General features: G+C 34.0%; 27 protein-coding genes. 21 read left to right on the top strand and 6 right to left on the bottom strand.

The annotated features are described in order from the left end of the window. Nucleotides 1-83: 83 nt before the first annotated feature. The 3 genes from PQ474_RS17190 to PQ474_RS17180 all read left to right on the top strand — a co-directional run bounded on the left by PQ474_RS17190 (nt 84) and on the right by PQ474_RS17180 (nt 1,016). Nucleotides 84-416, top strand: a complete 333-nt coding sequence (locus tag PQ474_RS17190) for an SCP2 sterol-binding domain-containing protein (RefSeq protein WP_273845795.1) — start codon at nt 84-86, stop codon at nt 414-416. A 124-nt stretch (nt 417-540) separates the two neighbouring features. After that, nucleotides 541-861, top strand: a complete 321-nt coding sequence (locus PQ474_RS17185) for a hypothetical protein (RefSeq protein WP_273845793.1) — start codon at nt 541-543, stop codon at nt 859-861. A gap of 29 nt (nt 862-890) precedes the next feature. Beyond that, on the top strand, nt 891-1,016 hold the full coding sequence (locus PQ474_RS17180) for a hypothetical protein (protein ID WP_273845791.1): 126 nt from the start codon (nt 891-893) through the stop codon (nt 1,014-1,016). A 57-nt stretch (nt 1,017-1,073) separates the two neighbouring features. On the opposite strand, the gene PQ474_RS17175 is transcribed toward PQ474_RS17180, so the two are convergent. After that, nucleotides 1,074-2,609 carry a hypothetical protein gene (locus tag PQ474_RS17175; protein WP_273845787.1) on the bottom strand — a complete coding sequence of 512 codons (1,536 nt, stop codon included), beginning with the start codon at nt 2,607-2,609 and terminating at the stop codon, nt 1,074-1,076. 162 nt (nt 2,610-2,771) lie between these two features. Between PQ474_RS17175 and PQ474_RS17170 the strand changes: the two genes are divergently transcribed. From PQ474_RS17170 to PQ474_RS17120, 11 genes are all read left to right on the top strand, one after another. After that, nucleotides 2,772-3,665 carry a DUF4349 domain-containing protein gene (locus PQ474_RS17170; RefSeq protein WP_273845786.1) on the top strand — a complete coding sequence of 298 codons (894 nt, stop codon included), beginning with the start codon at nt 2,772-2,774 and terminating at the stop codon, nt 3,663-3,665. Nucleotides 3,666-3,747: 82 nt separating this feature from the next. Next, complete coding sequence (locus tag PQ474_RS17165; protein ID WP_273845785.1) at nt 3,748-5,127, top strand: hypothetical protein; 1,380 nt, start codon at nt 3,748-3,750, stop codon at nt 5,125-5,127. A 54-nt stretch (nt 5,128-5,181) separates the two neighbouring features. After that, nucleotides 5,182-5,637 (top strand): divergent PAP2 family protein, encoded by a 456-nt coding sequence (locus PQ474_RS17160; protein ID WP_273845783.1) that lies wholly within the window; start codon nt 5,182-5,184, stop codon nt 5,635-5,637. Between the two features lie 69 nt (nt 5,638-5,706). Continuing rightward, a complete protein-coding gene (locus PQ474_RS17155; RefSeq protein ID WP_273845781.1) occupies nt 5,707-6,339 on the top strand; it encodes a hypothetical protein in 633 nt (210 codons plus the stop codon). A gap of 536 nt (nt 6,340-6,875) precedes the next feature. After that, complete coding sequence (locus tag PQ474_RS17150; RefSeq protein ID WP_273845779.1) at nt 6,876-7,097, top strand: hypothetical protein; 222 nt, start codon at nt 6,876-6,878, stop codon at nt 7,095-7,097. 177 nt (nt 7,098-7,274) lie between these two features. Continuing rightward, on the top strand, nt 7,275-8,069 hold the full coding sequence (locus PQ474_RS17145; RefSeq protein ID WP_273845777.1) for a helix-turn-helix domain-containing protein: 795 nt from the start codon (nt 7,275-7,277) through the stop codon (nt 8,067-8,069). Between the two features lie 691 nt (nt 8,070-8,760). Further along, nucleotides 8,761-9,735: a DnaJ domain-containing protein gene (locus PQ474_RS17140; protein WP_273845775.1), complete on the top strand. Its 975-nt coding sequence runs from the start codon at nt 8,761-8,763 to the stop codon at nt 9,733-9,735. 49 nt (nt 9,736-9,784) lie between these two features. Further along, complete coding sequence (locus tag PQ474_RS17135; RefSeq protein ID WP_273845772.1) at nt 9,785-10,471, top strand: hypothetical protein; 687 nt, start codon at nt 9,785-9,787, stop codon at nt 10,469-10,471. Nucleotides 10,472-10,764: 293 nt separating this feature from the next. Beyond that, nucleotides 10,765-13,476: a hypothetical protein gene (locus PQ474_RS17130; protein WP_273845769.1), complete on the top strand. Its 2,712-nt coding sequence runs from the start codon at nt 10,765-10,767 to the stop codon at nt 13,474-13,476. Between the two features lie 439 nt (nt 13,477-13,915). Next, nucleotides 13,916-14,644 carry a BRO-N domain-containing protein gene (locus PQ474_RS17125; protein ID WP_273845767.1) on the top strand — a complete coding sequence of 243 codons (729 nt, stop codon included), beginning with the start codon at nt 13,916-13,918 and terminating at the stop codon, nt 14,642-14,644. A gap of 313 nt (nt 14,645-14,957) precedes the next feature. Then, on the top strand, nt 14,958-15,152 hold the full coding sequence (locus tag PQ474_RS17120; RefSeq protein ID WP_273845765.1) for a hypothetical protein: 195 nt from the start codon (nt 14,958-14,960) through the stop codon (nt 15,150-15,152). 3 nt (nt 15,153-15,155) lie between these two features. On the opposite strand, the gene PQ474_RS17115 is transcribed toward PQ474_RS17120, so the two are convergent. The 3 genes from PQ474_RS17115 to PQ474_RS17105 form a co-directional block, all read right to left on the bottom strand. Then, the gene (locus PQ474_RS17115) at nt 15,156-15,557 is read right to left on the bottom strand and encodes a TIR domain-containing protein (protein WP_273845762.1); all 402 of its coding nucleotides are present in this window, start codon (nt 15,555-15,557) and stop codon (nt 15,156-15,158) included. Nucleotide 15,558: 1 nt separating this feature from the next. Further along, the gene (locus PQ474_RS17110; protein ID WP_273845761.1) at nt 15,559-15,993 is read right to left on the bottom strand and encodes a DUF4231 domain-containing protein; all 435 of its coding nucleotides are present in this window, start codon (nt 15,991-15,993) and stop codon (nt 15,559-15,561) included. 169 nt (nt 15,994-16,162) lie between these two features. Continuing rightward, nucleotides 16,163-16,408 (bottom strand): hypothetical protein, encoded by a 246-nt coding sequence (locus tag PQ474_RS17105; protein WP_273845759.1) that lies wholly within the window; start codon nt 16,406-16,408, stop codon nt 16,163-16,165. Between the two features lie 92 nt (nt 16,409-16,500). Between PQ474_RS17105 and PQ474_RS17100 the strand changes: the two genes are divergently transcribed. The 3 genes from PQ474_RS17100 (at nt 16,501) to PQ474_RS17090 (ending at nt 18,485) form a co-directional block, all read left to right on the top strand. Further along, nucleotides 16,501-17,430, top strand: a complete 930-nt coding sequence (locus PQ474_RS17100; protein ID WP_273845756.1) for a hypothetical protein — start codon at nt 16,501-16,503, stop codon at nt 17,428-17,430. Between the two features lie 91 nt (nt 17,431-17,521). Next, entirely contained in the window at nt 17,522-18,148 is a 627-nt protein-coding gene (locus tag PQ474_RS17095; protein WP_273845754.1) for a hypothetical protein, read from the top strand. A gap of 109 nt (nt 18,149-18,257) precedes the next feature. Next, on the top strand, nt 18,258-18,485 hold the full coding sequence (locus PQ474_RS17090; protein ID WP_273845753.1) for a hypothetical protein: 228 nt from the start codon (nt 18,258-18,260) through the stop codon (nt 18,483-18,485). 107 nt (nt 18,486-18,592) lie between these two features. On the opposite strand, the gene PQ474_RS17085 is transcribed toward PQ474_RS17090, so the two are convergent. Next, on the bottom strand, nt 18,593-18,787 hold the full coding sequence (locus tag PQ474_RS17085; protein WP_273845751.1) for a hypothetical protein: 195 nt from the start codon (nt 18,785-18,787) through the stop codon (nt 18,593-18,595). A 140-nt stretch (nt 18,788-18,927) separates the two neighbouring features. Between PQ474_RS17085 and PQ474_RS17080 the strand changes: the two genes are divergently transcribed. Further along, nucleotides 18,928-19,083, top strand: a complete 156-nt coding sequence (locus PQ474_RS17080; RefSeq protein WP_273845749.1) for a hypothetical protein — start codon at nt 18,928-18,930, stop codon at nt 19,081-19,083. A gap of 67 nt (nt 19,084-19,150) precedes the next feature. Here the strand turns inward: PQ474_RS17080 and PQ474_RS17075 are convergent, their stop codons facing one another. Continuing rightward, nucleotides 19,151-19,351: an aspartyl-phosphate phosphatase Spo0E family protein gene (locus PQ474_RS17075; RefSeq protein WP_273845747.1), complete on the bottom strand. Its 201-nt coding sequence runs from the start codon at nt 19,349-19,351 to the stop codon at nt 19,151-19,153. A 142-nt stretch (nt 19,352-19,493) separates the two neighbouring features. Here PQ474_RS17075 and PQ474_RS17070 point away from each other — a divergent pair, with 142 nt between their 5' ends. Genes PQ474_RS17070 through PQ474_RS17060 form a run of 3 tightly spaced genes read left to right on the top strand, consistent with a single transcriptional unit; the run spans nt 19,494 to nt 20,241 of the window. Further along, nucleotides 19,494-19,625 carry a hypothetical protein gene (locus PQ474_RS17070; RefSeq protein ID WP_273845743.1) on the top strand — a complete coding sequence of 44 codons (132 nt, stop codon included), beginning with the start codon at nt 19,494-19,496 and terminating at the stop codon, nt 19,623-19,625. Beyond that, a complete protein-coding gene (locus PQ474_RS17065) occupies nt 19,622-19,975 on the top strand; it encodes a hypothetical protein (RefSeq protein ID WP_273845740.1) in 354 nt (117 codons plus the stop codon). Before PQ474_RS17070 ends, PQ474_RS17065 begins: the two co-directional genes overlap by 4 nt. 2 nt (nt 19,976-19,977) lie before the next feature. Next, nucleotides 19,978-20,241 carry a hypothetical protein gene (locus PQ474_RS17060; protein WP_273845738.1) on the top strand — a complete coding sequence of 88 codons (264 nt, stop codon included), beginning with the start codon at nt 19,978-19,980 and terminating at the stop codon, nt 20,239-20,241. The last annotated feature ends 68 nt before the right edge of the window (nt 20,242-20,309 follow it).

The raw sequence follows: 20,309 nt of genomic DNA, 5'->3' as shown, positions 1-20,309 counted from the left end.
AGTCTACTATTAGGTGTGAGAGTAATTTTGAGAATACGTAAGTATTCAGGAGATATTTTAACTTTATAGAGGGAGGTAGAAAAATGAATGCACTAACCGAACTGAAATCTTTTATTGAGAAAGTGAATAAGAACCCTGAACACATAGAAAACGAGAAAGATCGTGTGTTTCAATTTGACTTAACGGATGCTGGTTCCATTCAAATTGAATTTAAAGAAGGTCGCGCACATTTGTATGAAGAAGTTTTAGCGGAAGCAGATGTTGTATTAAAATTGTCGGAGAAGCACTTACTTAGGTTATTAGCGAATGATTTAAATACGACAATGGCTTTCATGACGGGTCAATTAAAAGTAGCTGGGAAAATGGGGCTTGCTTTAAAGCTTCAAGAAATAGTGAAAACGTATCAAGCGGGTTAATGTATAAATGTATCGCTAGTGGAGAAAAACAAACTAATTTTAGTTTGTTTTTTTGCTTACTTGAGAAAGTTGTGCGGATTAGCTATGATAATAAAAAGAAAAGAAAGGTCCTAAGGTAGGCAAAATGAGAAATATTTTAATCATAGTAGGACTATTAGCTACATTATTACTTATGCCTTTTTCAACCTATCAAGTGGAGTCTGTAGATGCTCGTTCGTTCGTTTATTTAAACAGTTTAGATTCATGTACATTCATGATTGAAATGAACCAACCTTATTTTCCATCAATCATAAAAAGTATAGTAATAGAAAATAACAACGTTCTTGTTGATATAACTGTATATATGAATGAATTTCTACGTTCATTTATAGCGACATTAAAAACAAATTTCAACCTTTTAACAATAAAATATCAAAGTACCTTTATGGTTTCCTCGTTTGTTTGAGAACGAAATCGTAAAGGAGCTAAAGAGAAATGTTAAAAAAAAGAGTGAATCGTGAATTAACTGAACCAATGATTGGGTTACTTTTTGGGCTGGTAATGATGATTATCGTTTTTTTAATTGTACATTTTGTTTTTGGATTTAAAGCTTTTTCTTGAAAAAGTCAATAAAAAAGGGTGACATAGATTCAATCTCTATGTCACCCTTTTATATTCTTATATTAAAAATAAAGCAAACACAACCCCGACAACCCCAACTAGTGAAAGGATATAAACTGGTTTCACTGGCATTTCTCCATTACGTTCCATTGCTTTACCGAACATATAGAAAACTAACGGGTGAACCAAAAATGGCATTGAGAAAATAAACGGAATAAGTAATGCAGCATCCATACCAAACATTTCACCTTGTATGGCAGCAAATAGACCAAAATGTGATATCGCCGATGTTTGCGCCATTGCCGTATATTCAAATGACATCGAACTTAAACTTAGCAAGGCAAGACCACCAAAAACGGCACAGATCTGCCAACCAAAAGAAAACTGCATTAATGCTTTTACTTCTTTACGGTCATCTCCATTTGCTTTTCTTAAATTGATTAAGGATAAGGCGGTTAAGCCAACACCAATGGCTACAATAATAGCTGTTGGTCCAAGCCATAATGAACCACGCTCAGCACTAATTGCTAGAATGGAAAAGACAAAAATATGACCAAAAAACGGAATGTTAATCATAATCGGGGCACGTTTTGCCGCGACTTTCCCAAAATCTCCAGCTGTGCAAGCTCCGGTTAACCCAGAGTGAGAAAGAGAGCCTGCCATACCAGGTGCTAAATTGCGAGTATTGGCCGTTTTGGCAATGAACATAATGAGTGAAATTCCACCAAACATCCAAAAAAGTTGACCGAAAAATCCGTATGCTAACACGGAGTTCATCCCTTCTATGGCAAAGGCATCTCCAATTCTAGAACCTCCGACCATAAAGTTAGCTGCGAGGACAACTGGAATACCCGCAAATAAAAGGGCACGAACGGTTGGCCCGAAAGTCCAATTATAAAAGATCGCTCCAATTGCTGCTGAAATCATCATAGCGAAGAAAATTTGCGGAAGCGCAATGATAGAACTAAATAATTGTGCAATATGATAAGACAAAATTAATACAATAATGATTAGAGCTAATTCTATAAGCCCTTTACGGATATAAGCATGTTTGTTTTTTATTTGAGCACGGTTATCAATTAAGATAACGGCTAATACAATCCCGATATAAGCGATCAAAGGGTTATAAACGTCTATTCCTTGTGCTTGTCCCTGAAGGATCATTCTTGTGAAGCCTTCAATTCCAAGTAATAAGAAAAATGCTCGGATGATAAATATGAATTGAGTGCGACTAGTTCCTAAAAGCGTTTCTTCATCAGAGGCTACAACAATATCATCGACTTCTAAATCTTTGTTACCTAGAATCTTTCTAAGCTCTTGCCCACCAACAAAAAAGGAAACAATTAGAGCGATGATAGTCGTTCTCGCCATTAAGTCAACAAAAGGGAATTCAACTAATCCAGGTGTAGCAATCCCAACATTGACTAATATAAATCCAAGTAATAGTCCAAAAATAACAATAATTAAAATAGGAGAAAATCTCGTACCTGCTACAACCGTTCTAGAGATGAGAACCATAGGCACGAGGAAAAATAACAAAATCCAAAACTGGTTAATAACTTGTAAATGAGTAATTTGTTCAATAATTTCCATTACATAAACTCCTTCAATCAAATTTGCTTATAAATCTTACCCCATTACGTTAAAAGAGTAAATTCGTGAAAGCCTATACACGTATTACACAGAATAGTAAATTATCTTGGTTGTAACTATTACCCAACTTTGTTCGTTTTATTACAAAAAAAGAGGTGGGTTATGAGTAAATTAAGGTTAATATTAGCGTTGTTTGGATTAGTATTTGTTATATTAGGATGCAGTAACCAAGATCAATCAACAGAGTCTCGTGCTTTATCAATGGATGGTGGGACGGAAGACTCTTATAAAGCTGTCTCGAATATGAAAGAAATGGATATGGAAATGGAGATGGCTGCGGATGATGGAGCCTTACTCACAACGGATTTCAGTAGTGATCGTATGGTTATTCATCATGGAAATATTTTGATCGAAGTGAACGATTACCTTAAAGCTAGAAATGAAATCCAGGGGAAAGTAAAAAGCATTGGTGGCTATGTCGTGGAATCCTACTATCATGAAGGCATAGATGGTCAACTAAATGGCTCCATGATTGTCAGAGTGCCAAAGGGAGATTTTCAACCTTTACTCGAACATTTGGCTACTCAACAGTGGAAAGTGATCGAACAACAAACATCAGGAAACGATGTAACCGAAGAGTTTGTGGACTTAGAATCTAGGTTGAAAGCAAAAAGGGTTGTGGAAGAACGATTATTAGGTTTTATGGATAAGGCCGATAATACTGAGAACTTATTAAAGATCTCTAATGAGTTAGCCACTGTGCAAGCAGAGATTGAGCAAATGCTTGGAAGAAAACAATACATTGAAAATCAAGTGGAATTTTCAACCGTTTCGATTCATATTCAAGAAAATAGTTTGTCTGCGACCATTCAAGGGGAAAATTTAAATACATGGGAGCGCGCACAGAAGCTCTTTATTGAGACGATTAATGCAATGATTCGAGTAAGTTCAGGTATTGTTGTTTTTTTCGTTGGATTAAGTCCTATTCTGCTACCCATTGCTTTGTTTATAGGGGCATTCCTTTTATTTATGAAAAAAAGAAAAAATAGGAGTTAATGAATGAAAGCTGTGGAGGACAATTCTAGTTCTCGACAGCTTTTATCTGTGGTAAGGTTAAAAATATAAAGGGGAGAGATGAGTGACAAAACAAAAAACGTTCATCATAATAATGCTCATTGGTTTAATTAGTGTTCTTCCTCTTCTAAATAAAAATGAAGAAGTTGTAGAAATGAAGGAAGTCGAAAAAAACGACCAACATCTGATCGACTCTTCCCTCCATATCAAAAAAGCGACGCAACAAGAGTGGGATGCAATAAAGCTTGATAAAACACCAGGACTGAAATGGGCGCGTGAGCAAGGCTTAACCAGAGAATACGAAGAAGAATGGCTATATGAAAATGGAGAAGGAACATTACGAATAGAAGAAATTTGGTATACACCTCACCAAATACATGTATTCTATAGTGTTGACATTACTGAAGAGATCGAAGAAGAGTTTGACCTACCAACATGGACGGCTACATTAAGCCTACCCGGCGATGAAGAAGTCCCGAACTGGGGAGGGTATGATGATAATTGGACAGTGGAAGATAATCGAATGGTTGATGGACGATATCATAGTCGTGTAACTTACGCACCCTTGCTGGCTAAAAATGGTGAAGTGGTAGAAGAAATAGAAGAAATGTCTTTTACCAACATGATCGTTTTTAATCGAACGAAGCGTCATATAATTGAAGATCAAACTATTGCTGTTAGTTACAATTCTAATGAAGTAAACATCATTGATGTTGAGATTAATGAGGTTTTTTCAACGGAGGAAGTTGATGTTCATTTACACTCGTTCATGGTAAGCCCCGTACATATGATGTTGAATCTTGATGTTGAAAATAAAAAGATCGATCGAATGGAGCACTTGGGGTTTACACTTTCAACAGATAAGGGTGAGCAGAGATATGGGTATTTTTTTAGAGGAATGGATGATGAATCGACACTCATCTTTGCACCGTTCACTCAATTACCTAATGAAATTGAAATCGAGTTACATACGGCTGGATTTATGAGCGAAGAGAAAGTAGAATTCACGATTCCAATTGAGAAAGATGATTTAATGGTTCATTTACAAATGGAAAAACAATTTGAATTGAACGAAGAGATAGGCTCTGTTTTAGGAATAGAAATGGGGTTACGTTCAGTGTCTTATCGAGAAGGGAGCTTATTTTGGGAGGTTCAATTAGAACACGAGGGTTCTGCTATTCATCTTTTGCCTTCTTCGCTTAGGACAAGAGCTATGTTAAACGATAATGATCAAGAAAAACTCGCTAATTATTTGTCTTATTCCATAAATGATTATGAACCACTCGGAGATGAGTTTTATGGTTCGACAGGGATTGGGCCTGATTTCGTTACCGCTGAGGTAATGAATATCTCTTCGATTGAAGCGGATGATCTTCAAGTGAAAATTGATAATATTGGATATGAACAAATGATTGAACAAAAAAAGGTAATTAAGATCGAGTAGGAGTTGTGCATACTTCTACCCTTATTTTCAAACGATATAATGGAGGTGAAGCCTATGAATCGTCCAATGATAACAGCATTAGCAACAATTGGGATCGCACAATCTTTAAAGATTCCAATCAATAAAGCACAAACTGGTGAATGGGATCCTCGTCTTCTGTTTGAAACAGGAGGGATGCCTAGCTCACATTCAGCAGGGGTAACCGCACTAGCAACCTATGTAGCATTAGACCGTGGTGTACCTTCTGTCGATTTTGCCTTGTCTACAGTATTTGGATTAATTGTCATGTATGACGCGCAAGGCATACGAAGACAAACAGGTGAACTAACACTAAAAGTAAATAAAATGGATGAAGAACTACAGCAATTAAAAGGGATACATGAACAAGTTACGAACCGAGAAAAATCGGTCAAATTACGTGAACGATTAGGTCATCTGCCTGAAGAAGTAGTTGGAGGAGCCATGTTAGGTGTGTTAACTGGGACCCTTAGTTATTTAATGTCACGTTAGTGAAACCATTTTAAGATGTTGATCGTTCTATAAGTGAAAAGAACAACATCACTTATGGAGGAACTAAATATGAAAAAATTAATAATGGTTAGCTACATGGCATTTATGTTAATAGGTCTAGTAGGTTGTGGCACGGCTACAACGGATGAAACCGAGGAAGAAGATGTTGTTTCAGGTGATGTAGGAGTAGAAGTGGAGAACGATGTTGGAGAAGATCCTTTAGCTTCAGGTGGAATAGATGCCTCCGAGATCAAAGAAATTTCAGTAGAAGTAGAAGGCGAAACTGAAATGAGAAAAGCTCAATTCAACAGAAGTGGTCTAGGTTACTCCATCTATGTATTAGAAGATTACCAATTGGTTAGTGAAGAACCTGAACGTGATGTGATTTTCTCTACTTATGATGATCGTTTTTTTACTCGTATTAACGTACATGGTGCTGGTGCAGACGCAGATCAAATTAAGAACACAATCATGGAGCATGCGAATGGAGAGATCGAAGAAGATGTTGAGATCCCCATAGCTGATGCTGAATTTGCTTTACATGAATTAGTGGAATCCAACGGAGAGATTACATCTATTACGTATGTGGCAAAAGAGTATAACGGTCAGTTAATCGAATTTACGATCTTCCTTCCTAATAAAGAACCAGCAGAAGGCGCTGGTCCGAGTATGTGGGCGATGCTCGAGACGGTTGATTTTTAAGATTCATGTAAAAAGGCCAAATCGTATGAGATTCGGCCTTTTTTCGGTGTGTCGTAGACCGAAAAAAGAGCGTTGACCGATATGTAAGCAGAAGTGTCTGATATATGAATTAAAGTGATCGAAATAGTTTGGGAAAAGGCCGATAAAATAAAGCGTAAAACTGTTAACTTCTAACGATGCACCCGTTCTGTTTAACCTATAGTAATAAATAAAAAAAATAACGCTCACATGTATGAGCGTTAGTAATCAGAATTCCACACAATTTCTCCGTATTTTTGCTCATAATCAACCTCAACATCAAAATCATGCTTCTCATAAAAATGGATGAGTCTGTCAAGATGGATTTCTAGTATTGTTTTTATGGAAAATGTTGATTTATCAGGGGTTACAAGGTTGTATATAAATGGGCTGACATCTACTTAATAGAGGAATTTAATAGTTTTAAAGACAAGTTTGTGATTTTTTGTGACTTGAATTTTGATAAGAGTGCCTTTCTTAGGTGCTCTTTTTTTTATTCTCAAAAGGAGGCATTAATAATGAATTCAATAAAAGGCTATTCATCTTTACCTGAGGTACTTAAAGAATTGTTTAATCGAACTTACAAACTTCACATGGGGGCTATGAGCACTGCTTCAAGAGAAAAGTACACTATTGATCAAATAAAGCACGTTAAATGGGATAACACCATACGTTGCCTAAAGGTTTTCTTTAAAAATGGAGATTGGTGGCATTACAACACTAGCGGAGAGTGGTATTGAGAGGCAGGATATTTAATAAAAAAGGATTGTAGAAGCTGCAACTTCTGCAATCCTACATCTGCAGTACGAGCAGACATCCATAAACTAACCTTATTTTATAAAACTATAAATATAAGGTCAAGTCTTGCTCGTATTGTGTTCATTTTTAAGATCACAATTACAGGAGGGCTTTTTATTATGCAAAAAAGAATCATGATTTCACAAAACGAATTTCAAAAGCTACGTCAGTTCAAACAGTTTACTAATGTTTCAGAAATGAACAAGCATATCAACGCACATTGTAAAAATTCATCTCTTAACCGTAATGAACGTCAATTCTTACGCTTATTGTCTCAATACTCGACTTTTGAAGCGCACACAGGAGTTAGTTGGAGGAAAGTTTCAGAGTTAGCTAATGAACTAGAATTGTCAGAGCGTTCAATCTCTAGATACACGGCTAAATTAGTTGATATGGGTGTGCTTCAAATTGTCGAGACATATTCCCTTACCAAATCAAGAAGAGCCAAGCAGGGGGCTAATATCTACGTTATATTGCAATGTGAAAGCATTAAATGTGAAAAGAAGCTAAGGGATGACAATAAGGCAAGCTTAATTAAAACTCAAAAACAATCTAATACTTCTAAAGCAATACGTAAGCCAGAACCGACTATTCAACAATTAGATGAGTCTTATGTTCCTAACCACATACCTAAAGACTTCGTTACTGCTTTGAAGCCCTATTACAATGCTGACATGATATTTAAGTTGTGGGGTAAAGTTCTTCTCGCAGCTACCAAAACAGGCATACATGACATTCTAGGCATGTTAAACACTATTATTAGCACATTTAAGGGCTGTGTATTCTACAAGAAATCGAATCGCATCAAAAAGGACTTTGTGGGTTATGTGTATTCAGCGTTTGTGAGAGTCATGGGTGAACAAAAGAGACGTGAGGTAAATAACCTTCCTAGTTGGTTAGAGGTGTCAGCATGAGACTCCTAGGACGCTTAAAATCAATCGAAACAGATAAGGTAATCGTTGTTGTTTCTGCTGTCATTGTTTCACTATTTATTTTTTCAGTTTGGTCAATGGAGGTCTTACTATGAATAAACCACTGGCTATATTATATGAAAATATTGAAGAGGACTATGAGGAGTTTTTAGCGTAACACTCTGTGGCGCTAAATTACAGTGAATGAGCGTTTTGACATCTTGTAAAATTGCTACTTATCAAACCGACACATTGTAGGAATGTTCAATTAGCTTTATCTTTCCACCCACATACTTATCGGTGGGATCAGTATGTCATTCATTAAAAGGGTTGTTTTATTGAAAATTGAAATACATTTATGTCTTTATGAAATGTGCAAGTGTCCACTCTAATAATACAAAATGAACTATCAACCCTTTAGCAGCTAAATTATTCGGAAAAGGTCATTCTGATTGTTGAACCGTTGTATTTTCAATTGGGCGAAATCAGTAAAAACCGAACAATAAAGAATGTTGTTATGTTGTATTCTATTAAAAGTTTAGCGAAACACGAATTATTTAATTTATTAAATGAAATAAAGTTCGGAAATAGCTTGCTTTCTATTTTGAGGGATGGTATATTTAATTCACAAGCAAAGTTCTTATCTGCAACATTACATAGTGTAAAAATATACGACAAAACAATAGGAGGTTTTATGACAGTAGATCAAGCGTTGGAGAAATTGAAGGAAGCAGGAGTAACTGATAGCATCCAAACGGTAAGACGGTGGCTTAGGGAAGGTAAGATCAAGGCTCATAGGAGTGAATATAGAAAAGCGGGGTTTCTTGTTGATGCAGAGGATTTGAATAGGTTCATCAATGAGAGAACTGGAAGAGATAAGGTTGCTGAAATTAACACTCTTAAAACAAAGCTCAACCACTACACAACGAAATATAGTCAATTGCAGAATGATTATGAGCGATTAGACAATGAGCATACTGAACTATTGAAAAAACAACTTAACAAAAAGAAGATGTTAGTCAGTGAAGATAGATACACTAACGAGTTTATAAATGTTTTCTACAATCTGATTGACTCAATTAAGAAAAAGATTATGAACGATAGGATATCAATTGATCTTGCCTTCTTAATTGCCAATCATTTTGAAATAGACGAGCAACAGGAAGTTGACCTTTCAATATGGTGGATTAATGAACAGAAGCACTTTAAGAAACATATAGCATTCTTTAGTAATTTTGTTAAGGTAGGAGCTAAGTTGACTCATGTTGAGCGTTATATGGGTATGATCAGAAAATACGATTTAACCCATTTCCTAAAAGTTGATACTGTTGATTGGGATAAATTTCATACCATATTAATCAATTGGGCTACTGAAGATCGTGACGTTCATGAAGCATTAGATATAATCGAAAAACAGTTTAAAGAAGATAAAGAGAAGTCAGAGAAGCAATATGATGAGTGGTATAAAAACGCTTCAAGTGGTATTAGTAGCTTTTCACCTGAAATCAATTATCGTGAAAAACTTGGTTTATCCTCCACAGCTACCAATGAGGATATTAAAAGGGAATATAAAAAGTTGATTAAAATACTTCATCCTGATAAGGGTGGGAATGCGAAGATGTTCCAGAACATAAAGGAAGAATTTGATGAGTTTAGGAGCAGTATCTAACATTACATAATGAAATATTACACAATAAAACAATTAGAGGAGTGATTGAATGGCAGATGAATCTAAAATTTTTAAGTTGCAGCTATTATCAGATGAAGTAGTAAGAAATCCAAAATTAAACTCAAAGGCATTTGTTGCTTTCGCTAAACTCTGTGAGATGTACGGAAAGAGTAAGAATGACATATTAGAAGTTGATCACAAGGCATTCAAAGGCTATTTATCCGTATCAGACAATAGAAGCTTCAAAGCGGTATTGCATAATTTGTACGAAAACAATTTGATATTAAATGAGATTGAAACTCTGCCTAGAAGGTCTGCTCTAGAGATCCACATCAATAAGGATATGACACCATTACATAATAAAAACATGTTCACACAGCTTGATATAAGGCTCTTAGACAAGAAAATACTTGATGAGATAGGTACTATTGGTATTCGTTTAATGTATTACTATGAGTCGCGTATCAACCGTTTAGAGTTACATAAAGATCATGCTTATGCTTCTATTGAAACAATATCTAAGGATACAGGGTTTGCTAAGGATACGATTGGAAAATATAACGAGATCCTAGAGAAACGTAAATTAATTTGGATTAAGAAATTCAAATTAGAGCATGTTGGTTGGTATGACGAAGGAAATTATATTGATTTTGCTAGGTACGCAAATCACACCTATGTGAAAGTGGGAAACATACCAAAATTACTTACTGGATTGTATGCTACAAGCAGTTTTTAAAACCCTTATGTAGCAAGGGGTTGAACCATGTCCTATTTACTACTATATAACATAATTCAACTACCATATAAAAAAGATGAACTACTACATAATGAAGATGAACTACTAGACTCTGTCCTATTCAGTACCGTAGTAGGTAGGCGCTAAGAAGAGTATAGATATATAGATACAGTAATAGATACAAAGTAGATACAGTATAAGATACATATTGTATTGTCGCGCGCACAGTCGTGCTTACGTCAATACGGAGGATTGATTGTTATTATTAATTTTAAATTTGAGGAGTGGTGTTATTGTCAACAAATTTACAGAAGCAGGTTTATATCATGAGTTTGGAAGGTGCTGATTTATATTCACATATGCACAGAGGAACATACATAAAACGTGATTATAGTGGAATGATACCATATTCACTTGAATTGATTCAATTACATAAAGAAGGAATACAAACGTTTCCTAGCAGTCGCAATGAGAATAAGCTACTAAGTAATGATGTTATCAATGTCAAATTTAATCAAAAGGTGAAATCTGCTTCAAACATGATTAAAGACTGCAAAAAGAAATTGAAGAAATCCAACCTTGAAATTAAGAAAATGAAGGATAAATATAGAGGTGATAGTAAATTAACGATTAGTCAATTTAGAGAAGATCTTAAGCCTAAGTTGAAACCTAGACGTAATTTAGAGAGACGTATAGCTCAATTAGAGGGTGTGGTTGGATTAGATAATTGGCAAGAGGTTAAGAATGAACCACTTAGAAAAGAATTGTATGAGGATGGATTCTCTATTACAAATGTTGATAAAGATAACAACATTACTATTGATAAGTACGTAGTATACAAACGATCTAGTGCTAAGAGCAGAACAGGGCAATGCTTGATGATCAAGAAGCACCTTTACGATAACATGATTAATTGGTCTCGAATGGGATTAACATTTCCAGAAGATAAAGAGATTGATTTGGCTTCATTGACTGCTTATGAGTCTCTTGTCGGCTCAAGCATTGAATCAACAGTAACAATCGATCCTAACAGAATATTATTAATATCTGATGTTAAATCAAATTTCACTGAGGAAGCAAATGTAGTACGTAAAAGTGATGATGGTTTCTTAGAAAGCTTTACAGAGTCAACTAAGATTAGTAATGACTTGTGGGATGGTCAATCATTACTGGATGTTAAATACTTTGAAGAGGGTAAGGGTATGAAGCTATTGCGTAATCACTTCTTTAAGTCAGCAGCGTTTAATACTAATATTCAAGAGTTTCTTCAAGCTAAGTGTCCAGAGCATATTGATTATGAAGAGTGGGAATTAACAGATATGCCAGGAAATGGAATTAAGGCTATTGACGTGGACATGATTACGACTCCTAACTCATTAAAAGCCTTAAAATTCAGTAGTGTTATTGGCTCGAATAATGATATGTGGGATTACTGGAAAAAAGTTGTTGAAGCAGATGGTAATGCATTTGGTGTCTGTAAAAATGAGAAGGTTTCAAAGTATATTATTGATGGTAACATCATGCAACAGACTTCATATCAAATGTTGAATAGTACACCTCTTAGCAAAGGTGATATGGATGAGCTTACAGTTTTTGAAAAGGAGTACATAGAGCGACTCAAGAATGATGATGATGTTTTCATTAAGCATATAAATTCGGCAAAGACTAGTCAGAATAGCAATGAAATGTTTGTTGCTCTGTATGAGAAAAACAATAAAATTGTAAATACTAAAGTGTTTAAAGAGTTTCGCAAACGTATCATTAAGGATCATGTAAATCATGTTAAAAAAGGTAAGGTGAGATTATCGGCAGATTATGTAGTTATGATTGGTAACCCTGTTGAAATGCTTTATCATGCTATTGGTCAATTTGATACGGTAAATGTTGAATCATTATCATTAAAGGATAATCAAATACATACAACACTTTTTGATTTTGATAAGAAGCTGGTAGGCTATAGAAACCCACATACCAGTCCATCTAATATTCTCGTAAGTAATAATAAAAAGGTAAAAGAGATAGAGGATTATTTCAACTTTACAAAGAATATTGTTGCGGTCAATGCAATCAAGTTTCCTATTCAAGACATACTTAGTGGTTGTGATTATGACTCCGATACTTTGCTCTTGGTCGATTCTAAAGGTGTATTGCTACCGATTGCTGAGGAATGTAGACGTAAATATAAAGTGTGTATTAATAAAGTCGAATCAGAGCCGAAATATTACACTCCAACTTGGACTAGCATGTATGAAATTGATAAAGAGCTTGCTAAATCAAAAGACACTATAGGAAATTGTATTAACGCTGGTCAACTTTGTATGAGCCGATATTGGGATTTAAAGGCTAATAATGGAGATAAGAAACAACTGGAGAAACTATTGAAAAAGATAGATGTCGCAACTGTTCTCTCAGGTATCTGTATAGACTTAGCAAAGAAGATGTATGACATTGAAATTAGTGACGAGATTGAGAAAATAGAGGCAGAATTAGAGCTTAAAACAGATAATGAAGGCAACATAAAGAAACCTAACTTTTGGGTTAAAGTGAGCAAGAATAAAAATACTAAACATAATGTCATGGATTATGATACACCAATGGATTATTTAGTGGCAGTTATGGATAGTTTACCAGATGCAGAAACTAGAAAAACAAGTCAGTTATCTAAATTACTGAATGATAACAATGACAGAAAAGCCAATTACAAACAAAAAGAAAAGGTTGAAGGTTATGTGAAAGTGATGCAAAAGGAAATTGAAGGTGTACATAAAAAATATGCAGGCATTAGTGATGATGAGGATCTAAAAGAGAAGAAGAATGAACAATTAGAAGAAGTTGGTCAAGAATACGCTTCAAAAATCTGTAAGTTGAAAATCAAGCCTAATACAATGCATTCGCTTCTCATTTCAATTGAAAGCGGTAATAGTGATATTGCAGTTCGGTTAATGAATACATTATATACTACGCAAAAGGACACATTTCTAAACGCATTCAAAGAGGCAAAATAAAAAAGTCAGACACTACTAAAATAAAACTATCAAAAAACATAGTTAAACACTTGCTTTTTTGATAGTTTTTTAGTAGGGAAAATGGTGTGCATATGGGTAGAGGTCGGAATGCGAAGCGTGCATTTGTCGCAGTATTGAAAGTCTATAAAGATGAGTAAATGACTTCCTCTAGTGAAAGGAGTGGATGAGAGATCATCTACTCTTTATTTTTTTGTTATAATTGAATGAAATTATGGCTAATTATAGTATAATGCGTGATTGTCAGAAATGCAAGTGTGGATTTGTGTATTTATTGGGGACTCCACATCCCTTTTATTTAGCGCATATAGGATTCATTAACATTATGTTAGTGGGTCTTATTATGCGTTAGATACTGTGGATTCTGCAATAAGTACATAAGAGATTATGTGCTAAATAATAAAAGTGGAGGTTTTATATTATGATGAAGACGTTTGAAAAGGTGTTTAGTTTTGATGGTGTTAATGTAAGGACGGTTGTTGTTGATGAAGAGGTTTATTTTGTGGCGAAAGATGTTTGTGATGTTTTGGATATTAAGAATACTACCCAAGCTATCCAGAAATTAGATGATGATGAACGGGCTATGTTTAACATAGGTCGTCAAGGTGAGGCTAATGTAGTTAATGAGTATGGTATTTACAACCTAGTTTTTTCTAGTCGTAAAAAGGAAGCTAAGGAATTTCAACGTTATGTAAGACATGAGATTTTACCGTCAATCAGAATTAATGGAATGTACGTTGATGATGATGCTACGAGCGCTCAGAAATTGTTTAACTATAATATGCTAGATGAAACATTTATGAATTGCTCAATTGAAAAATTAGCGGATACGTATAGTGACTGCATTGAGTATTACACTGATAATAAGGTTCGTTTACCTTACATGAAGTCTCGTGACAATAGACGTTCTGATAAAAAGCATACACTTGCTGACAGTAAGATTATGATCATGAAGAAGATCCAGAAAGTATTAGAACAACGTGAAATGGAATATAAGAAGAAGCTTACATTTGAGTTTGTGAGTGTGGTTAGTGATGTCTTGAAGTTGATTATTGAGGATATTAAAGAAACGCAGCACAGAAAGACCAGAGGGAAGTTGTCTGTGCTTAATAAACAATTGAAAGAGAAAGACAAAGAGCCAGTAATGTAGTTTTTTATTATATTGAAAATGTACATACTTAAGACGAATTATACAGTTATCATAACATATAGGTTAATACATAGCAAGGACGTTTCACAAAAAAGTGGAGCGTCTTTTTATTTTGATAATCTCTGCTATTTCAAAAGGAATATGAGTTGAAAAAGTGGACATGATACCTATTACTATTTAACAGGAAATATGTCACAATAAAATAAATACTTCGCTGAGACTAATGGGAGGAAGTTGCCCCTCTCCTCATATTGACATTAATACATAATAAAAACTATACCAATGTGAATACTAAAGGAAAGGGAGGTTTATCATGTGTTTTACAAAGAAATTCGTTAAAAAACCAGTTATTGTTGAAGCTTATCAAGTTTTTGAAGAAGTAAAAATTGAAACATTAGAAGGAACTATGATAGCCTCTCCGTGCGACTGGATAGTAATTGGTATTCATGGTGAAAAATATCCAGTAAAACCAGATATTTTTGAAAAGACTTATCGAGCCATCGAATAAACCTTAACTATTTAATGCTTTCTTGATTGACTCATACGTGAAGCTCATTGCCCAAACAGCTCCAACACCATAAAGGTTTGTAGGAGTCTGGTATGTACTCTTAATCTTTACAGCAACAATTTTTTTGCCTAATTCAACAGCTTTATCAATTTCCCACTTAACCCAATCACTGTTATGTGTATTTTCACCAACTAGACATAGGAATACGGAACTATCAGAAATTTTCTTTTTTATTACACTTTTTATGTAAGTTGCATTGTCTGAATTAATTGACACTCCAACAGAAGTATCGTCAAATTTAATATCGAAAAAACCATTATCGTTACTAGACCATGCCACCAATAAGTTTTTATGGTTTGTGTCTTCTTTGGCGGAATGATAACTTACGAATACTTTTTTAGCCATTTTATTTTCCTCCATTTTCTCTGTTATTTAGGTTTGCCCAGTTTACATTTTCTTTTGAGATAATGCTTTCGACTCGCTCAACTAATGATTTAAATGAGTTTTCTGTATCATAGACTCCTGTCTTTGTAAGATACATGTATTTCTCTTGTCTTAAAGTTTCACAGATGCTTCTATACTCAATCCAATTTTCATGATACTTTGATAATCCAAGCCACGCTTCAATGCCAGTTATTGCTACCCCTATTATGCTAACAACTATAACCAAAAATTTAAAATCTGGAACAAAACTAACAAATAAAGGAATGGAAGCAGAAAGTATAATTACGATACCTTTAAGGCGTTTATAAAGCTTCTGTGCTGAAATACTCTTGTTGTCGTACCAATTAATCTGGTCCTCAAGTCTTATTTGGATATATTCTTCTTCAGTAATGTCCAATTGTAATCTTTCACACCTCCTATATATTTGACAATATAATTCATTTATTACTATTATCTTACAAATTATAATAAAGAGGAAGTGCTTTTTGAAAGAAGAGGTAAATTTAAAATTATTAGTATACAAATGTAAGGGAGGTTTAATTACGTGTTTTGTTGTGGGTTAGTTATTAATAAAGACTTTGTTCTTGGAATCTACCGATTTTTTCTATGAGTTCGTCTGATAAAAGGTTCTGTAAGTCTGTTACAGATGAGCTTTCACAGTAAGTTGCAAGTGCATAATACTTAGCGAATAGACCTTCAAGTTCTTCAACTTCAGTACGTTTGCGAGACAAATGATAATTCATTAATTCGATAGCTACATCAAATGAATTTCTTTGAATAGGTGTTGGATTAACTTTAATTTGTTCAGCCATACATAATCACCTCCTTAATTTACAATATTCTACAAAAAACAAGGAAAATCCTTCTTGGAAGTCGAATTATTAGTTTTTAGGAGGTGAAGTTTTTGATGGAAGTAATTATAGAAACAACTGAAGAATTAAATCAGGAATATGCTAATGCTATTAAACAAACGTTAGTGAAGGAAATCAATGACCGTTTTTCATCACAGCTAAAACTTAATGATTTGGATAAGATTGTAGCGTCATTAAATTTTGGAGTCAGCCTTAATCAATTTCAAGAAGAAAATGGCTTGCCTGTCGAACACACAAATGATAAGTTAGCACAAGCGGTGGCTAAGACTCTTCATCTAAGAAAAGATAATCAAGTTAAAAGTGTAATATTTATTCGATTAGAACTCATCTTAGAGATGTTTCTTGAAGAGAACACCGGGTATGGGTATCACTTTTTACACCATGAATTATGTCATGTTCATGATGATTGGAATAAAGAATACTTGATGAAAGATTTTATAGATCAATATCGTAAAGATACTGGTAGTGAATTGCAGAATATTTTACTTAGGCATTCTATGACTATATGGAGTGAGTACATAGCAGTGAGACTGTCTTCAGAATCCTATCCTAGAAAGGAATTTGATTTTTTTATTCCACATTTATTCAACCTCATTAGGAGAGCTAAAGAAGAAATTCCGAATGAAATAGATAATTATAGATTTAATGGAGACATAAACAAGTTATTCATAAGAGCGCAAGAGCTTATAAATCCAGTAATGAAATTTACTGCAACTGTCTTAGGATATATTCATGGATTGAATATAAATAATGAAGCAATTCTAGATGGATTAGATAATACGTTTATTATTGACATCTGGACTCAACTAGATAAAGAATTTAATAGACTGTTTAATTCTTATCCAGATTGGGAAAGTATTGATCAATTTGACATTTTAAATTCGTTAATTTTAAGTGTATTAAATGATTTTGGGATTTATCCAGAAGACACAAGCGTAGGATTGTATATTAGTGTTCCGTAAGCATCCATTCATTAAGTGGATGCTTTTTCTATTTGTGGTGATTTATCCCTACTTTTGTTAGAATGATAGTAATGAAAAAGGAGGGGTTAAATTGAACTATGATGCTATGATAGCTGAAAAGAAAGAGGAAAAACAAAAAGTATTAGATCAAATGGAAATTCAGAAAGAAATTTTTCTTGATGAGCTCTCAAAATTTACTATTGAATGGTTTGAAAAAGAAACTTTATCTACAATAAAAAGTAACTCGGAAAAAGTTATTGAATTAGGTGAAGATCAGGCGAGAGAGTTGAAAAGCAAGATAGAAGAGCTAAAAAAAGGGACTCCAGAATTAGTGAAGCAGTATTTAGAGGAAGGTCACCTATGGTGGCACAGTAATGAAGACAAATTTTCCTATTATTCGGGCAGTCGAAGACTATTAGAAGCACATGATAAGAAAATAAGATTAATGCTTGGAGAATTAGGAATTATCTTAATTGAATATGGGCTAGCTAAAGCAAAATCAGAATTCGGTAGCAACTTCTCTACAAGTAGCTGGACTCAATCAGGTAGCTCTAAAGTTAAATTTTCTTATGGTATGGATTATTCTGATAAATTATACAGTATTAATAACCAATATATAGAATTAATAAGAAAAGCTCAAGAAATTAATGATCAAATCAAAAAAGTAGAAGAAAAGAAAAATAGAGAAAATGTTGAAGGATGGTGGAAATCACTTTAACAAAATCAATATTTAATAGTCACTCTTAATGAGTGGCTTTTTCTTTGGACGAAATTAAGAATTATCTCTTTGAATTGGGGAAACATGAATAAAAAGGGAGATGATTCTAATGGATATTAATAAAATTATCGCAAAATTAGGAATGGAGCTTGTGGAAAATAGGATTGAAACAGATGCTTTAAAAGAGCTTCTAGTTAAAAAAGAAATATTAAACGAAGAAGAATTCAATTCCTTCTATGAAGAAATTCGTGAAGAAAAGATTGAAGCTTATTCTGCTGAATTGTTAGAGTTGAGTATCGATGAGTATAATGCAATGACTAGGGCTGAAGATGAATAAAGACGGTGAGAGCATCTATTCAAACGAGTGGATGCTCTTTCTTATTTGAGAGAAACTGTGCAACAGAAATATTAGTCTGTTCAAAATAAAAAAGGTGAATTCAGCTTTTAATCTGAAACTTCACCTAAGACAATTACCAATAAAATTAATAAAATGCGTATTAAACGATCTTTTGTAACTGTTTTTAAAAGAGCAGTAAGAACAATTCCTGTAATAGGATGGACCTCAGCCTGAACAATTACCAATATGTCTAACAAAGTAATAATAGTATCAATTATGTGATAATCATGTTCATTATTCATATAGATTTTCCCTTTTTTATTAGCGTATTTTATTTTAGAAAAAAAGTGTGTACTTTTCTAATTTGAGGGCTAAATAAAATGAGGTTTTACAATATTGTTGCACAGTACGGATATTATGCTCAAAGTTAGGAGGTCGAATAATGGAAAGTGTAACTAAAAGATTAGATAAGATGCTGGATTATTACCGTCAGCGTGGAGTGGATGTTGATAATACATTGGAGTTAATGAGAGATGATGATTATAGGCGAGAGTGGTTAGATAAGAGATATGCTGAAGCTTTGGGGAAATGTAAGTGAAACCATTTGCTGAGAAATTCTATAAGTCTGTAGCGTGGCGCAAATGTCGTGACGCTTATTTTGTTTCTCAATATGGAGTGTGTGACAAAAGAGGGGAAGAATTGCTACTTAGTCGCTGATATTCGTTTAAGTAATCATCTAATTTTTGGCTAAGTATAATAGTTTTAGTATGATTAAGTCCATTCTGTTGAGCGGTTAAAATCATTAGGTTTCGTGTTGACTCAATTTTATTTTCTAAGTCCGTAATAATGAACTGTTTATTTTCCATTACAAACCTCCTGTTCCAAATTATAGGTCGTCTACCTATCTATACGCAGGAGTATTTCCTTTTAAGGGGGTAAAGAGAAAAAAGATGATAAAAAATTTTAATTTAGGAGTTAATTAAGATCAGATGAAGAGGAGGCTGAATGATGATTACTGATGAAAGGTATGATCAATACATAGAGATGTTCGATAAGATGATAGCTAAGAATCATGAGCATATTGCAGTGTTGCATGAGATGAATGCTAATTTGGATAAGATGTTGGAGAGATTGAAGTGAGTTATGAATTAGTTTGTGATCACTCTAACTGTGGTGAGAAGTTTATTCTAACATCCGATGATATTAAACGAGAAAAATTAGGTGTTTATAACGGTGAAGTCTGTTATAAATGCTTTTTTATTTGCCCTCGTTGTGGTACTCAATATATTGCTCAAATTGAAAGCAATAGCATTAATGGACGTATTGAAACAATTGAGAATCTATTAACAAAGAGACGTAGACAAGTAGAGGATGATGAAATAAGTAAAGCTAAGCAAACAGATAAGACCATTCAAAGTAAGAAAGAAGCTTTATTGATGAAGATGAATAAGATTCGTGAGCAATTTGGAATTGATACTTTAGGAGGTTAGTAATGTACAATCAAATATTCGGTAGCAAAACTGTAGCCGAGAAGATATTGACCGTTGTTTCAATGCTTATGAGCATGTGCTTGTTTATTGCTGTTCCGTGTGGAGTTGCTTGGTTAATTAGTTTATTTGGTGTGAGTATTAATTATCTTATTCCTACTGGGATAGGGTTGTTTTTCTATGCCTTCTTATTGGTAATTGCAATGTTGAAGCTTAAAGCATTTAAGCGAATTACTCAGAACATGGATGAAGAGTTTGGTAAATTCTAATGATTATTCTTGGTGCAATTCTTACGTTGCTTGTGACAATTCCTATCCTGTTTTTCTTAGTTATACAG

The organism is Halalkalibacter alkalisediminis (assembly GCF_028610705.1).
GTDB classification, from domain to species: domain Bacteria; phylum Bacillota; class Bacilli; order Bacillales; family Bacillaceae_D; genus Halalkalibacter; species Halalkalibacter alkalisediminis.
The sequence above is the reverse complement of the archived record's forward strand: the minus strand, read 5'-3'. Positions and strand labels throughout refer to the sequence as shown.